This is a genomic window from Streptomyces sp. NPDC001728, from assembly GCF_040297565.1.
In the GTDB taxonomy this organism is placed as follows: Bacteria; Actinomycetota; Actinomycetes; order Streptomycetales; family Streptomycetaceae; genus Streptomyces.
In genome coordinates this window covers 244,604-257,502 of record NZ_JBEOZK010000003.1, presented here as the reverse complement: position 1 = coordinate 257,502, position 12,899 = coordinate 244,604, and the positions used below count along the sequence as shown (strand labels likewise).

The 12,899-nt window shown below is 73.7% G+C and carries 15 protein-coding genes; 2 read left to right on the top strand and 13 right to left on the bottom strand.

What is annotated here, in order from left to right:
- Window positions 1-837 carry an HpcH/HpaI aldolase/citrate lyase family protein gene (locus tag ABT154_RS06620; protein ID WP_351854240.1) on the top strand — a complete coding sequence of 279 codons (837 nt, stop codon included), beginning with the start codon at window positions 1-3 and terminating at the stop codon, window positions 835-837.
- A 94-nt stretch (window positions 838-931) separates the two neighbouring features.
- On the opposite strand, the gene lgt is transcribed toward ABT154_RS06620, so the two are convergent.
- The 11 genes from lgt to hisI all read right to left on the bottom strand — a co-directional run bounded on the left by lgt (window position 932) and on the right by hisI (window position 10,342).
- Window positions 932-2,002 (bottom strand): prolipoprotein diacylglyceryl transferase, encoded by a 1,071-nt coding sequence (gene lgt / locus ABT154_RS06615; RefSeq protein WP_351853676.1) that lies wholly within the window; start codon window positions 2,000-2,002, stop codon window positions 932-934.
- 85 nt (window positions 2,003-2,087) lie between these two features.
- The gene (locus ABT154_RS06610) at window positions 2,088-2,921 is read right to left on the bottom strand and encodes a DsbA family protein (protein ID WP_351853674.1); all 834 of its coding nucleotides are present in this window, start codon (window positions 2,919-2,921) and stop codon (window positions 2,088-2,090) included.
- A gap of 63 nt (window positions 2,922-2,984) precedes the next feature.
- The gene (gene trpA, locus ABT154_RS06605) at window positions 2,985-3,806 is read right to left on the bottom strand and encodes a tryptophan synthase subunit alpha (protein WP_351853672.1); all 822 of its coding nucleotides are present in this window, start codon (window positions 3,804-3,806) and stop codon (window positions 2,985-2,987) included.
- Window positions 3,803-5,041 carry a tryptophan synthase subunit beta gene (gene trpB / locus ABT154_RS06600; RefSeq protein WP_351853670.1) on the bottom strand — a complete coding sequence of 413 codons (1,239 nt, stop codon included), beginning with the start codon at window positions 5,039-5,041 and terminating at the stop codon, window positions 3,803-3,805. Before trpB ends, trpA begins: the two co-directional genes overlap by 4 nt.
- Window positions 5,042-5,329: 288 nt before the next feature.
- Entirely contained in the window at window positions 5,330-5,614 is a 285-nt protein-coding gene (gene trpM, locus ABT154_RS06595; protein WP_351853668.1) for a tryptophan biosynthesis modulator TrpM, read from the bottom strand.
- Between the two features lie 7 nt (window positions 5,615-5,621).
- Window positions 5,622-6,431 carry an indole-3-glycerol phosphate synthase TrpC gene (gene trpC, locus ABT154_RS06590; protein ID WP_351853665.1) on the bottom strand — a complete coding sequence of 270 codons (810 nt, stop codon included), beginning with the start codon at window positions 6,429-6,431 and terminating at the stop codon, window positions 5,622-5,624.
- 155 nt (window positions 6,432-6,586) lie between these two features.
- On the bottom strand, window positions 6,587-7,045 hold the full coding sequence (locus tag ABT154_RS06585; protein WP_351853662.1) for a DUF2752 domain-containing protein: 459 nt from the start codon (window positions 7,043-7,045) through the stop codon (window positions 6,587-6,589).
- A gap of 305 nt (window positions 7,046-7,350) precedes the next feature.
- Window positions 7,351-7,605, bottom strand: a complete 255-nt coding sequence (locus ABT154_RS06580; RefSeq protein WP_351853659.1) for an HGxxPAAW family protein — start codon at window positions 7,603-7,605, stop codon at window positions 7,351-7,353.
- A 183-nt stretch (window positions 7,606-7,788) separates the two neighbouring features.
- Window positions 7,789-8,439, bottom strand: coding sequence for a TIGR02234 family membrane protein (locus tag ABT154_RS06575; protein ID WP_351853657.1), 651 nt, complete (start codon window positions 8,437-8,439; stop codon window positions 7,789-7,791).
- 14 nt (window positions 8,440-8,453) lie between these two features.
- A complete protein-coding gene (locus ABT154_RS06570; protein ID WP_351853655.1) occupies window positions 8,454-9,956 on the bottom strand; it encodes an anthranilate synthase component I in 1,503 nt (500 codons plus the stop codon).
- 11 nt (window positions 9,957-9,967) lie between these two features.
- On the bottom strand, window positions 9,968-10,342 hold the full coding sequence (hisI, locus tag ABT154_RS06565; protein ID WP_317876265.1) for a phosphoribosyl-AMP cyclohydrolase: 375 nt from the start codon (window positions 10,340-10,342) through the stop codon (window positions 9,968-9,970).
- Between the two features lie 84 nt (window positions 10,343-10,426).
- Between hisI and ABT154_RS06560 the strand changes: the two genes are divergently transcribed.
- Window positions 10,427-11,062, top strand: a complete 636-nt coding sequence (locus ABT154_RS06560) for a TIGR03085 family metal-binding protein (protein ID WP_351853652.1) — start codon at window positions 10,427-10,429, stop codon at window positions 11,060-11,062.
- A gap of 4 nt (window positions 11,063-11,066) precedes the next feature.
- Here the strand turns inward: ABT154_RS06560 and ABT154_RS06555 are convergent, their stop codons facing one another.
- Window positions 11,067-12,311 carry an MFS transporter gene (locus ABT154_RS06555; protein ID WP_351853649.1) on the bottom strand — a complete coding sequence of 415 codons (1,245 nt, stop codon included), beginning with the start codon at window positions 12,309-12,311 and terminating at the stop codon, window positions 11,067-11,069.
- Window positions 12,308-12,895, bottom strand: coding sequence for an ArsR/SmtB family transcription factor (locus ABT154_RS06550; protein WP_351853647.1), 588 nt, complete (start codon window positions 12,893-12,895; stop codon window positions 12,308-12,310). The genes ABT154_RS06555 and ABT154_RS06550 overlap by 4 nt, the downstream gene beginning before the upstream one ends.
- Window positions 12,896-12,899 lie beyond the last annotated feature (4 nt).

The following is a 12,899-nucleotide window of genomic DNA, read 5'->3' as shown; positions in this document are numbered from 1 at the left end:
ATGACCCGCGCGAACGGCACGGAACGTCCCCCGGCCCCGCCGCCCTTCACCCCTCTCACCTGGCTGTACGCGCCCGGCGACCGCCCCCATGTCGTCGCCAAGGCACTGCTCGCCGGCGCCGATGTGGTGATCGTCGATCTGGAGGACGCCGTCGCCCCGCACCGCAAGGCGTACGCCCTGGACGCCACGGCGGATCTCCTCGCGGACTCCCACCCCGTCCCGGTCCACGTCCGCGTCCACACCCCGTACGACATCCCCACCCTGGCCCCCCTCCCCGGCCTCCACGCTCTCCGTGTACCCAAGGTGACACACGCCACTGACATCCACCGGATCGCCCGGCTGGCCCCGGGCCTCCCCCTCTATCCGCTCCTGGAGAACGCCCTCGCCGTGGAGCACGCCTACGCCATCGCCACCGCCCACCCCGCCGTGCGCGGCATCGCGCTCGGCGAGGCCGACCTCCGCGCCGACCTGGGCGTACAGGAGGACAGCGGCCTCGACTGGCCACGCGGACGCGTGGTGGTGGCGGCCCGCGCCGCCGCCCTCCCGCCGCCGGCCCAGTCGGTCCATCCGGACATCGGCGACCTGGACGCGCTGGCCACCGGCTGCGCCCGGGGCCGGGCCCTGGGCTTCTTCGGCCGGGCGGCCATCCACCCCCGCCAGCTCCCGGTCATCGAGCGGGCCTATCTGCCCACCCCGGCGGAGATCGACGCGGCGCGGGAAATCGTGGCGGCGGGGACCGGGCAGGGCGCGCTGGCCCTCCCGGACGGCCGCTTCGTCGACGCGGCGGTGGTCGCTGGCGCCCACCGGGTCCTCGCCCTCGCCGCCCGCACGGCCTGACGCCCGGACCCCGGCGGGCGCTCTCGTACCCCGGCATGCGGAAGGGCCGCCGGAACCCCTCGGTTCCCGCGGCCCTTCGAACGGCTGTGGAAGTTCAGCTCTTGGCGGCGGACCCGGCGCCGTTGTCGGCCCCGTGCTCCACGTCCGTGCCGGAGCCGTCGGCGTCCGAGGCGTCGGCGTCGGAGCCGTCGGTGTCCTTACCCTTGTCCTTGCCCTTGCCCTTGCCCTTGACGAGGTCCGGCCCGGCGTCGGCGGCCCCGGGATCGGCGTCCCCGGCCTTCTCCCCGGTCTCACCCTTCACGGTGTCGTCCGCGGCGTCGTCGCCCTTCGCGTCGTCGCCGTCCTTCGCGACGGGCCTGGGCTCCACGACCTCCTCGCGGCCCGGACGGATCCGCGCCGAGATCACCATGTAGAGCACCGCGAGCAGGAAGACGATGATCGCCGTCCACACGTTCAGCCGGACACCGAGGATGTGGTGCGCCTCGTCCACCCGCATGTACTCGATCCAGGCCCGGCCGGAGCAGTACGCGGCGACGTACAGCGCGAAGGCGCGCCCGTGGCCGAGCTTGAAGCGGCGGTCGGCCCAGATGACCAGGAAACCGACGCCGACGCACCACAGCGATTCGTACAGGAAGGTCGGGTGGTAGAGCCCGGCCTCGCGGTTCGCACCCTCGGTGATCTTGAGGGCCCAGGGCAGATCGGTCGGCCGGCCGTAGAGCTCCTGGTTGAACCAGTTGCCCCAGCGGCCGATGGCCTGGGCGAAGGCGATACCGGGAGCGAGGGCGTCGGCCCACGCCGGGAGCGGGATGCCCCGTCGGCGGCAGCCGATCCAGGCACCCACCGCGCCGAGCGCGATGGCGCCCCAGATACCGAGGCCGCCCTCCCAGATCTTGAAGGCGTCGACCCAGTTCTCACCCTCGCTGAAGTACAGCTGGTAGTCGGTGATCACGTGGTAGAGGCGTCCGCCGACGAGGCCGAAGGGCACCGCCCAGACGGCGATGTCGGCCACGGTGCCGGCAGTGCCGCCCCGGGCGATCCAGCGCTTGTTGCCGTACCAGACGGCGACGAAGACACCGATGATGATGCAGAAGGCATAGCCGCGCAGCGGGATCGGTCCGAGGTTGATCACGCCGGTCGACGGGCTGGGAATATAGGCAAGGTCCATGGCATGTCCGACGCTACCCTGCCGGGCGGGCGGGACGGCAGCCCGCCCGGCAACTTCTGGGTAACTAACGCCGCCGGAGGGGGTCTCAGCCGGCCGAGGGCGAGACCGGAGCGGCCGAGCCCGCCTTCTTGCCCTTGTTGGCCTCGGCGACCCACTTCTTGAGGTTCTCCGGGGAGATCTGCTCGTTCCCCTTCGTCGGGAAGATCGACTCGCCGTTGAGCAGGACGGTCGGGGTGCCCCGGAAGCCGCCGTTCTGGAAGGCCTCGTTCGACTTGGTCACCCAGCTGTCGTGCGTCCCGTCGTTCACACAGCTGCGGAAGGCGGGCGTGTCGAGCCCCGGGACCTTCGCGGCCAGCTCGATCAGCTTGTCGTTCTTGCCGAAGGCGTCGTCCGTCTCCGGCGGCTGGTTGAGGTAGAGGGTGTCGTGGTACGCGGTGAACTTCCCCGCGTCCTGGGCGCACGCCGCCGCGTTCGCCGCGCGCAGCGAGCCGCTGCCGCCCATGTTCCCGTCGATGAGGGTGGCGAGGTGGTACTCGACCTTGAGCGCGCCCGAGGCCTCCAGCTCGTGGATGGTGGCCCGCATGACGTTCTCGAACTGGGCGCACGCCGGGCAGCGGAAGTCCTCCCAGACCGCGAGCGTCGACGGCGCGTCCGTCTTCCCGGTGGGGATGGCGGGCTTCCCGTCCTCCTCGATCGCCCCGGTCGGCGCGACCACCGGGCCCGCCTTGTCGGACCCGCCGTTCTTGTCGCCGCCGGCCGCGATCACGCCGACGATCGCGGCCAGGCCGAGGACACCGACCACCGCCGCCGACACGATCAGGACGCGCCGCTGCTTCTCGCGGGCCTTGTCACGCTCACGCTGCTGCTGGAGGCGCTCCCGCGCGCTCCGGTTACCGTCACCACGGTTGTTCTCGCTCACCCCCCAGGAACGAACCGGGGAGGCACGTACGTGCCTCCCCGGTTGCAGATCCACCCAAATGGGTTACGGAAGGCGCCGTACGCCCTCGGCGAGTTCGGCCGCCAGTTCCCTTACGGCGGCGAGTCCCGCGGCCTCGTCGCCGTCGGCGTCGAGGATCCGCTTCACGAAGGCGGAGCCGACGATGACGCCGTCGGCGAAGGCCGCGACCTCCTTCGCCTGGGCGGCGTCGGAGACCCCGAGGCCGACGCACACCGGCAGCTCGGAGGTCGCCCGGGTACGGCGGACCAGGTCGGCGGCCTGCTCGCCGACCGACACGCGGGTGCCGGTGACGCCCATGAGGGAGGCCGCGTAGACGAAGCCGGAGCCGGCCGCCGTGATGGTGGCGAGCCGCGCGTCCCTGCTGCTGGGCGCGACGACGAAGACGGTGGCCAGACCGTGCTTGTCGGCGTGCTCGCGCCAGACGGCGGACTCCTGGACCGGGAGGTCGGGCAGGATGCAGCCCGCGCCGCCGGCCGCGGCGAGCTCCTCGGTGAAGCGCTCGATGCCGTACCGGTCGATCGGGTTCCAGTACGTCATGACGAGGACCGGCTTCCCGGTGGCCTCGTGGGCCTCGCGGACCGTGCGCATCACGTCGGCGATCTTGACGCCGCCGCGCAGCGCGATGTCGTCGGCGGTCTGGATGACCGGTCCGTCGAGGACCGGGTCGCTGTGCGGGAGGCCGACCTCGACCACGTCCGCGCCGCCGTCGAAGACGGCCTTGATCGCCGCGATGCCGCCGTCGACGGTCGGGAAGCCGGCCGGGAGGTACGCGATGAGCGCGGCCCGGTTCTCCGCCTTCGTCTTGGCGAGGGTGTCACTGAGCAGCTGGATGTTCCCGGTCGTCACTTGGAGCCCTCCCCGTCGTACAGGCCGAAGTAGCGGGCGGCCGTGTCCATGTCCTTGTCGCCGCGCCCGGAGAGGTTCACCAGGAGCAGGGCGTCCTTGCCGAGTTCCCTGCCGACCTCCAGGGCCCCGGCGAGGGCGTGCGCCGACTCGATCGCCGGGATGATGCCCTCGGTACGGGAGAGCAGCCGCAGCGCCCGCATGGCGGCGTCGTCGGTGACGGCGCGGTACTCGCCCCGGCCGCTGTCCTTGAGGTACGCGTGCTCCGGGCCGATGCCCGGGTAGTCGAGGCCCGCCGAGATCGAGTACGGCTCGGTGATCTGGCCCTCCTCGTCCTGGAGGACGTACGACCGCGAGCCGTGCAGGATGCCGGGCTCGCCCGCGGTGAGGGTTGCCGCGTGCTCGCCGGTCTCGACGCCGTGGCCGGCCGGCTCGCAGCCGATCAGGCGCACGTCGGCGTCCGGGACGAAGGCGTGGAAGAGGCCGATGGCGTTGGAGCCGCCGCCGACGCAGGCGATCGCCGCGTCGGGGAGGCGTCCGGCGCGCTCCAGGATCTGGCGGCGGGCCTCGACGCCGATGACCCGGTGGAAGTCGCGGACCATCGCGGGGAAGGGGTGCGGTCCCGCGACCGTGCCGAACAGGTAGTGCGTCCTGTCCACGTTGGCGACCCAGTCGCGGAAGGCCTCGTTGATGGCGTCCTTGAGGGTGCGGCTGCCGGACTTCACGGCCACGACCTCGGCGCCGAGCATCCGCATCCGGGCCACGTTGAGGGCCTGGCGCTGGGTGTCGATCTCGCCCATGTAGATGGTGCATTCGAGGCCGAACAGGGCGCAGGCCGTGGCGGTGGCCACGCCGTGCTGGCCCGCGCCGGTCTCCGCGATGACCCGGGTCTTACCCATGCGCTTGGTCAGGAGGGCCTGGCCGAGCACGTTGTTGATCTTGTGCGAGCCGGTGTGGTTCAGGTCCTCGCGCTTGAGGAAGATCCGGGCGCCGCCGGCGTGCTCGGCGAACCGGGACACCTCGGTGAGGGCGCTCGGCCGGCCGGTGTAGTTGACCATCAGGTCGTTGAGCTCGCGGGCGAACTCGGGGTCGGACTTGGCCTTGTCGTACTCGACGGCGACCTCGTCCACGGCGGCGACGAGGGCCTCCGGGATGAACTTGCCGCCGTAGGCGCCGAAGTAGCCCTCGGCGGTGGGGACCTGACCCTCCGGGTCGGGAATGAAGAACTCGCTGGACATGCGGTTGCTCCTCGCGGGGCGGGTGCCCCGGGTGACGTGCGGGTGATGGTCACGGTATGCGCCCGGACCCCTCACGAACGGCCGCCGAGCCGCGCCGCCGCCCACCGCCGTGTGGGCAGTCGTCCCGCTTGGGGGTCCCCCCTGGACGAAGTCCTTGGGGGAGGGACGGGTGGGCACACGGGACGGCGCGCCCGGCCGCCCACAACGAGGCGGGCGTGCGGCCCACGACGAGGCGGACGCGACGGCGGGAAGCCGGCGGTCGGTGCACGCGGCCGGCCCGCGCAGGGGCTAGGCGGCTGTGCTGTTCGTGAAGGTGCGCGCGAGGCGCGGGCGCCATCGCATGCCGTTGACCTGGCCCGGCTCGGAGCCGATCACGTACCGCACCCGGCGGCCGTGGATCCGGCGGGCCGGCGCCCGGCAGCCCCGCGGCCGGCAGCCGCGGGCCAGCGGGGCGTGCTTGGAGACGGGGGCGGCCACGGTACGGAGCCTGCCGCGGCGGCCGGGCGCCGACGGCACGGCGACGGCCCCCCGGGCGCTGCCCGGAGGTGTCGGCGTGTCGTGGCGCGGGGTCATGGCGCGGTCAGCTCCGGCCGTGCCGCAGGGCGGGGTGGGCACCGGCGGCGACGAGATCGGCGACGGCGGCCTTCGGGTCGCGGCCGGTGACGAGGGACTCGCCGACCAGGACCGCGTCGGCGCCCGCGTTGGCGTAGGCGATCAGGTCGTGCGGGCCGCGCACGCCGGACTCGGCGATCTTGACGATGTGCGCCGGGATCTCCGGGGCGACGCGCTCGAAGGTGGAGCGGTCGACCTTGAGGTCCTTGAGGTTCCGCGCGTTGACGCCGATGATCCGGGCGCCCGCGTCGACGGCCCGCTCGACCTCTTCCTCGTCGTGCACCTCGACGAGCGGGGTGAGCCCGATGGACTCGGCGCGCTCGATGAGGGAGACCAGGGCCTCCTGCTCCAGGGCGGCGACGATGAGGAGGGCGAGATCCGCTCCGTACGCGCGCGCTTCCCAGAGCTGGTACGCGGTGACGATGAAGTCCTTGCGCAGGACGGGGATGTCGACCTTGGCCCGGACGGCCTCCAGGTCCGCGAGGGAGCCGCCGAAGCGGCGCTGCTCGGTGAGGACGGAGATGACGGCGGCGCCGCCGGCCTCGTAGTCCGCGGCGAGTCCGGCCGGGTCGGCGATCGCGGCGAGCGCGCCCTTGGACGGGCTGGAGCGCTTGACCTCGCAGATCACCTTGACGCTGTCGCCGCGCAGTGCGGCGACCCCGTCCTTGGCCTGCGGGGCCTTGGCGGCGCGCTCCTTGAGCTCGTCGAGGGTGACCCGCGCCTGCCGCTCTGCGAGGTCGGCGCGTACGCCTTCGATGATCTCGTCGAGCACACTCACGCGAGGGGCCCCCTTCCGGGACGGTGATGGTGATGAGGAACCAGGTTCAGCCACATCGATCCTATCCGCAGGACGGCTCCGGACTCGCATCGGCCGGAGTGGCGTCCCATTTGCTGGGACTCCCTCCGGGCTCCCCTCGGGGCCGCACGGGACCCTCAGGGGGCCAGTGCGGAGCCGAAGGGAAGGTTCCGGACCAGGGTGAAGAGGGCGAGGACGGCCCCGATGCCCCACGACCAGGCCGGGGAGAGGGCGAGGCGCATGGGCACCCCGCGGGCGGCGCGAATCAGCCAGAGGGCCATGACGACGGCGAAGACGCCGTAGCCGATGACGGCGAGGGCGTTGGCGCCGAGGGCGGCGGGGAGGTCGCCGTGGACGAAGGCGTGGGCGCTGCGGAGTCCGCCGCAGCCGGGGCAGTAGATCCCGGTGAAGCGGAGCAGCGGGCAGACGGGGTAGTGGCCGGGTTCGTTGGGGTCGACGGTCCCGACGTAGGCGAAGGCGGCGGCGACCCCGGCGAGGACGCCGACGGGCACGAGCAGCCGCCGCACGGCGGAACGGGGCGGCGCGGGCGGCGGCCCGAACGGCCCACCGGGCCACGCGTGCGCGTGGGTCGGCATGCCGGGCCCACCCGGCGGCCGTACGTCCGGGTGCGGCGGTACGGGCCCGGCCGATGGCCACCCCTCCCCGGACGGCGGTACGGGTCCGGCCGACGGCCACCCCTCCCCGGACGGCGGTACGGGTCCGGCCGGCGGCCACCCCCCTGGCGCCGCTGGTCCCTTCCCGGGTTCACCCGGTCGGGTGGGGGAATCCTCGGTCGCGGCTCCCGCCGTCGGCTGCGTGTCCACTCGGTGATTCTCGCCCCGGACGCGCGGGAGCGCAGCCCGGCACGGCCGGACTGCGCTCTCGGATGCGTCGTGTCGTGTCAGTAACGGGCCTGCGCGGTCGCGGTCGCGGCCTCGCGGGCGGCGGTGACGGCCGCCGACTCCTTCGGCATGCCGAGCCCCGCCACCTTCATCACGCCGCCGACGACGCCGCCGAGCACGATGACACCCACGCCGGCCCAGAAACCGGGCAGGTTGGCGGCCACCATGAAGACGCCGGCGACGCAGAAGCCGATGAAGGAGATGATGACACCGGTCCAGGCGGCCGGGGTGTGTCCGTGGGCGCTGCCCGCCATGAGTTGCTCCTCGTTGCAGTTGCTCGATGGTGAGGTCTCGCGTGCGCGGACACTCTGCGTTCATTGTCCCGCACGCGGGCGCGCGAGGATGAATCGGGGGTACCGGGACGATCACGCGTCGCGTCCGGACCCCCCGCCGGCCCACCGGCGCGGCCGTCGGTGCACGGCCCGCGCCGCCCCGGGTCAGGCGCCGTGGGTGGGGTCCTCGCCGCGGTCCAGGGCCTTCCACAGGTCCTCGGGCCGGTCGGGGTCGGTCGTGGGGGCCTTGCGGGTGGCGCGGGGGGCGCCGGAGCGCTCGTAACGGCCGCCCATCGCGGGCCAGGTCTTGCCGAAGCGCAGCGCGAAGAGGCCGGCGAACAGGATCAGGACGGCGCCCGCGGCGGTCACGTACGGCCAGACGGTGTGGGTCAGGTCCGCGACGGCGGCGGCGGTGTCGCCGCTGATGCGGGCGGCCTCGGCGTCCAGCGCGGTGCGGTCGGAGGCGCCGAGGACGGCGGCGAGCGCGGCGCCCGCGCCGCTCAGCGCGAGGAGCGCGGCGACGAGGGTGCGGCCGGTGCGGCGGACGGCGAAGACGGCGAAGAGCGCCGCGAGGCCGACGATCGCGAGGGCGGTGGGCACACCGGTGACGGTGCCGCCGTCGGCCTCGACGGGGACGGTGCCGCCGCCGACGGAGGCGGTTCCCTCCGCCCAGATCTGACCGGCGGACAGCAGCACGACGGTGGCGCCGAGGGCGCCGAGCAGGAGGGCCGCGGCCAGGCTGCGGCGGCTGTTGCCGGGGACGGCCACTCGGGCGGCCCGGGGCTGGGGTACGGGTACGGCGCTCACGTACCCCACTATCCCCTACGTGCTCAGTTGTCGTTCATCCGGTTGGCGGTGTGGACGGCGCGGAGGACGGCCGCGGCCTTGTTGCGGCACTCGTTGTCCTCGGCGACGGGGTCGGAGTCGGCGACGACACCCGCTCCGGCCTGCACGTACGCGGTTCCGTCACGGAGCAGGGCGGTGCGGATGGCGATGGCGGTGTCGGCGTCGCCGGCGAAATCGAGATAACCGACACATCCGCCGTAGAGGCCGCGCCGGGAGGGTTCGAGCTCCTCGATGATCTGCATCGCGCGCGGCTTGGGGGCTCCGGAGAGGGTGCCGGCGGGGAAGCAGGCGGTGAGGACGTCGAAGGCGGTCCGGCCCTCGGCGACCTCGCCGGTCACGGTGGAGACGATGTGCATGACGTGCGAGTAGCGCTCGACGGACATGAAGTCGACGACCTCGACGGAGCCGGGCGCGCAGACCCGGCCGAGGTCGTTGCGGCCGAGGTCGACGAGCATCAGGTGCTCGGCGCGCTCCTTGGGGTCGGCGAGCAGTTCCTCCGCGAGGTCGTGGTCCTCCTGCGGGGTGGCGCCCCGGTGCCGGGTGCCGGCGATGGGGTGGAGCATCGCCCGCCCGTCCTCGACCTTGACGAGGGCCTCGGGGCTGGAGCCGACGACGTCGAAGCCGTTCTCGAAGCGGAAGAGGTACATGTACGGCGACGGGTTGGTGGCCCGCAGGACCCGGTAGACGTCGAGCGCGGAGGCGGTGCAGGCGGTCTCGAAGCGCTGGGAGGGCACGACCTGGAAGGCCTCGCCGGCCCGGATGCGCTCCTTGATGTCCTCGACGGCGTCCTGGTAGGCCGGGCCGCCCCAGAGCGCCGAGAACTCCGGCAGTTCCGAGGCCGGGAGGGCGGCGGGGACGGTGGCGACCGGGCGGGCCAGGTCGGCCTCCATGGCGTCGAGGCGGGCGACGGCGTGCGCGTACGCCTCCTCGACGCCGGTCTCCAGGTCGTTGTGGTTGATCGCGTTGGCGATCAGCAGGACCGAGCCGTCCCAGTGGTCGAGGACGGCGAGGTCGCTGGTGAGGAGCATGGTCAGCTCGGGGAGCTCCAGGTCGTCCCGGGTGGAGTCACCGATCCTCTCCAGGCGGCGGACGATGTCGTAGCCGAGGTAGCCGACCATGCCGCCGGTGAACGGCGGCAGACCGCCACCGAGCACTCGGTCGAGGTCGCGCGGAGTGTGGAGGGTCTCGACGGTGGCGCGCAGGGCCTGGAGCGGGTCGCCGTCGGTGGGGACGCCGACGGGCGGGGTGCCCAGCCAGTGCGCCTCGCCGTCCTTCACCGTCAGGGTGGCGTCGCTGCGGACGCCGATGAAGGAGTACCGGGACCAGCTGCGGCCGTTCTCCGCGGATTCGAGGAGGAAGGTGCCGGGCCGTTCGGCGGCGAGCTTGCGGTAGAGCCCGACCGGGGTGTCGCCGTCCGCGAGCAGCCGGCGGCTGACGGGGATGACGCGGCGGTCGGCCGCCAGCTTGCGGAAGGTGTCGAGATCCATGGCGCCAGACCCTACTCGGAGACGGGGTTCACGTCGGACGTGGATACGGGGAGCACATCGGCGTCGAAGCAGGTCCGGTCGCCGGTGTGGCAGGCGGCTCCGACCTGGTCGACCTTGACCAGGAGGGTGTCGGCGTCGCAGTCGAGGGCGACGGACTTGACGTGCTGGACGTGACCGGAGGTGTCACCCTTGACCCAGTACTCCTGGCGGCTGCGGGACCAGTAGGTGCAGCGGCCGGTGGTGAGGGTGCGGTGCAGGGCCTCGTCGTCCATCCAGCCGAGCATCAGCACCTCGCCGGTGTCGTACTGCTGGGCGATGGCGGGGACGAGCCCGTCGGGGCCGCGCTTGAGCCGGGCGGAGAGGGCCGGGTCGAGATTGCTGCTCATGGCGCCATTGTGCCGCGCCACGGACGGTGGTCCGGATGGGCGTCCACTGGGCGGACGGGCGGCGGCGGCCGTACGCTGGCGGTCATGTCGACCCATGCCAAACGTGAACGGCTTCTGCTCGCCGACCTGTTGGAGGCCGCGGGCCCGGACGCACCGACGCTCTGCGAGGGCTGGCGGGCCCGGGACCTCGCGGCCCATGTGGTGGTGCGCGAGCGGCGCCCGGACGCGGCGGCCGGTTCGCTCGTACCGGCGCTGAAGGACCGGCAGGAGCGGGTGCAGGCGGAGTTCGCCGAGAAGCCGTACGAGGAGCTGGTCCAGCTCGTCCGGACGGGGCCGCCGCGGTTCTCGCCGTTCACCATCAAGCAGGTGGACGAGGGGGCGAACGTCGTCGAGTTCTACGTACACGCCGAGGACGTGCGCCGGGCCCAGCCCGACTGGTCGGCGCGCGAGCTCGACCCCGTCTTCGCGGACGCCCTCTGGTCCCGGCTGGAGCGCACCGCCCGGCTCCTCGGCCGCAAGGTGCCGGTGGGCCTGGTGCTGCGCCGGCCGAACGGCCAGACGGCGGTCGCCCACCGCGGCACTCCGGTGGTGACGGTCTCCGGGGAGCCGGGCGAGCTGACGATGTACCTGTACGGGCGCCAGGACGCGGCCAAGGTGGAGCTGGACGGGGAGCCGGAGGCCATCGAGCGGCTGCGGGAGACCAGGCAGCTGGGGATCTGAGCCGTCAGCGGGGCAGCTCGGCCCGCCGGACGGCGGGGACCACCAGGCTGTAGACGCCCGCGAGGGCGCAGACCGCCGCGCTCACGGCGTACACCGGTCCGACGCCCCACAGCTCGATCGCCGCGCCGGTGAGCGGGAAGCCGAGCGGCGCGATGCCGAGCGAGCAGAGGGCGGCGACGGCGGAGACGCGGCCGAGGTAGGCGGGGTCGCACTCGGTCTGGACGAGGGCGTTGCACAGCGCCCCGGAGAGTCCGGCGAGCAGGCCGACGGCCAGGGCGACGGCGACCGCGACGGGCAGCCGTGAGGTGGCGGCGAGGGCGGCGATGGCGACGGCGCCCGCCGTCATGGTCCAGCCGCTGACGGCTCCCGCGCGCGGGACGCGTCCCCGGAGGGTCAGGAGCAGCGAGGCGGCGCCCGCGCCGGTGCCGAAGCCGGCGAGGATCCAGCCGATGCCGGAGGCGCCCCAGCCGCGCTGCTCGGCCAGGACGGCGAGCCCGACGTTGAAGGGGCCGGCGAAGCCGAGGTCGCTGAGCAGCACGACGATCATCAGCGGGCCCAGGACACGGTGTCCGCGCAGATAACGCAGTCCGTCGGCGAGGTCGCGCAGGGCGGTGCCGGTGCGGGCCTCGTGCGTGTCGGGCAGCGGGCGGAGGCGGAGCGCGTACAGCAGGGGCAGCGAGAGGGCGAAGAGCACTCCGGCGGCTCCGAAGGCCGCGGCCGGGCCGCCGAGGGCGACGGCGAGACCGCCGAGCGGGCCGCCGAGCACGGGTCCGAGGCGGGAGGAGAGGCCGCGCATGCCCTGCACCCGGGCGAGCTGGTCGCGCTCGGTGATCCGGGGCGGCAGGGCGCCGACGGCCGGCAGGAACAGGGCGTCGACGACGCCGAAGACGAGGGCGACGGCGGCGAGCGCCCACAGGCCGGGCGAGGCGAGGACCAGGGTCCCGGCGAGGCCGAGGACGACCAGGCAGCGGACGGTGTCGGAGGCGATGACGACCCGGCGGGGGCCGAGCCGGTCGGCGACGACTCCCCCGCCGAGCATGAGCAGCGCGCGGGGTACGGCGGAGACGGCCATGACGAGCCCGGCCTGGGCGGGGGTGCCGTGGCTGACGGCGGTCCAGGAGAGGGCGAGGTAGTAGACGCTGTTGCCGAGGGTGGAGGCGGTGTGGGCGCCGAGCCAGGTCAGGACCTGGGGGTCGCGGTGGGCGGGGCGGCCCGCGGTGGCGGCCGGGGCGGCGGCGGTGGCCGTCATGAGCGGTAGGGGAAGCCGTGGAGGTGGACGGCGACCTTCTCGCGGCCCTCGGTGTCACCGGCGGCTTCGGCGGCGCGGGCCCGCTGGTCGTACTTCCTGAGGACGGCGTCGAGTTCCTCGCCGAGCGCGGCGAGTTCGGCGGCGGTGAGGCGGGGCAGCCACTCGGAGCTGATCGCGGCGGAGCGCCAGGCGTCGGGCCAGCTGAGGCGCTCGTCGAGGAAGCGGCGGTGGAGGTCGGTGCGCTGCTCGTTGATGGTGCGGCTGAGCGCGTCGCTCGCGGCGGCCAGTTCGGGGGTGCCGCGCACGTCCTCGTCGCGGATGGCGATCCCGTACGAGGAGGGCTGCCACCAGCGTTCGCGGCCGTCCGTGGAGTGGCCCTCGGCCTCCTCGATGAGGCCGTGCTCGGCGAGCTTGCGCAGGTGGTAGCTGATGAGCGAGACGGCCTCGTCGACCTGGTCGGCGAGCTGGGAGGCGGTGGCGGTACGAGCCACGAAGAGGGCGCGGTAGAGGCGCATCCGCAGCGGGTGTGAGAGCGCCTTGAGGGTGCCGAGTTCGGTGATCCGGCGGGAGTCGGGCGAGGTCATGCCC

What these genes read in the sequence shown, in the direction of transcription:
- ABT154_RS06620 (WP_351854240.1), top strand. Translation starts at nt 1, where the DNA reads ATGACCCGCGCGAACGGCACGGAACGTCCCCCGGCCCCGCCGCCCTTC.
- lgt (WP_351853676.1), bottom strand. Translation starts at nt 2,002, where the DNA reads ATGGACCTTGCCTATATTCCCAGCCCGTCGACCGGCGTGATCAACCTC.
- trpB (WP_351853670.1), bottom strand. Translation starts at nt 5,041, where the DNA reads ATGTCCAGCGAGTTCTTCATTCCCGACCCGGAGGGTCAGGTCCCCACC.
- trpM (WP_351853668.1), bottom strand. Translation starts at nt 5,614, where the DNA reads ATGACCCCGCGCCACGACACGCCGACACCTCCGGGCAGCGCCCGGGGG.
- ABT154_RS06585 (WP_351853662.1), bottom strand. Translation starts at nt 7,045, where the DNA reads ATGCCGACCCACGCGCACGCGTGGCCCGGTGGGCCGTTCGGGCCGCCG.
- ABT154_RS06580 (WP_351853659.1), bottom strand. Translation starts at nt 7,605, where the DNA reads ATGGCGGGCAGCGCCCACGGACACACCCCGGCCGCCTGGACCGGTGTC.
- ABT154_RS06570 (WP_351853655.1), bottom strand. Translation starts at nt 9,956, where the DNA reads ATGGATCTCGACACCTTCCGCAAGCTGGCGGCCGACCGCCGCGTCATC.
- hisI (WP_317876265.1), bottom strand. Translation starts at nt 10,342, where the DNA reads ATGAGCAGCAATCTCGACCCGGCCCTCTCCGCCCGGCTCAAGCGCGGC.
- ABT154_RS06560 (WP_351853652.1), top strand. Translation starts at nt 10,427, where the DNA reads ATGTCGACCCATGCCAAACGTGAACGGCTTCTGCTCGCCGACCTGTTG.
- ABT154_RS06555 (WP_351853649.1), bottom strand. Translation starts at nt 12,311, where the DNA reads ATGACGGCCACCGCCGCCGCCCCGGCCGCCACCGCGGGCCGCCCCGCC.
- ABT154_RS06550 (WP_351853647.1), bottom strand. Translation starts at nt 12,895, where the DNA reads ATGACCTCGCCCGACTCCCGCCGGATCACCGAACTCGGCACCCTCAAG.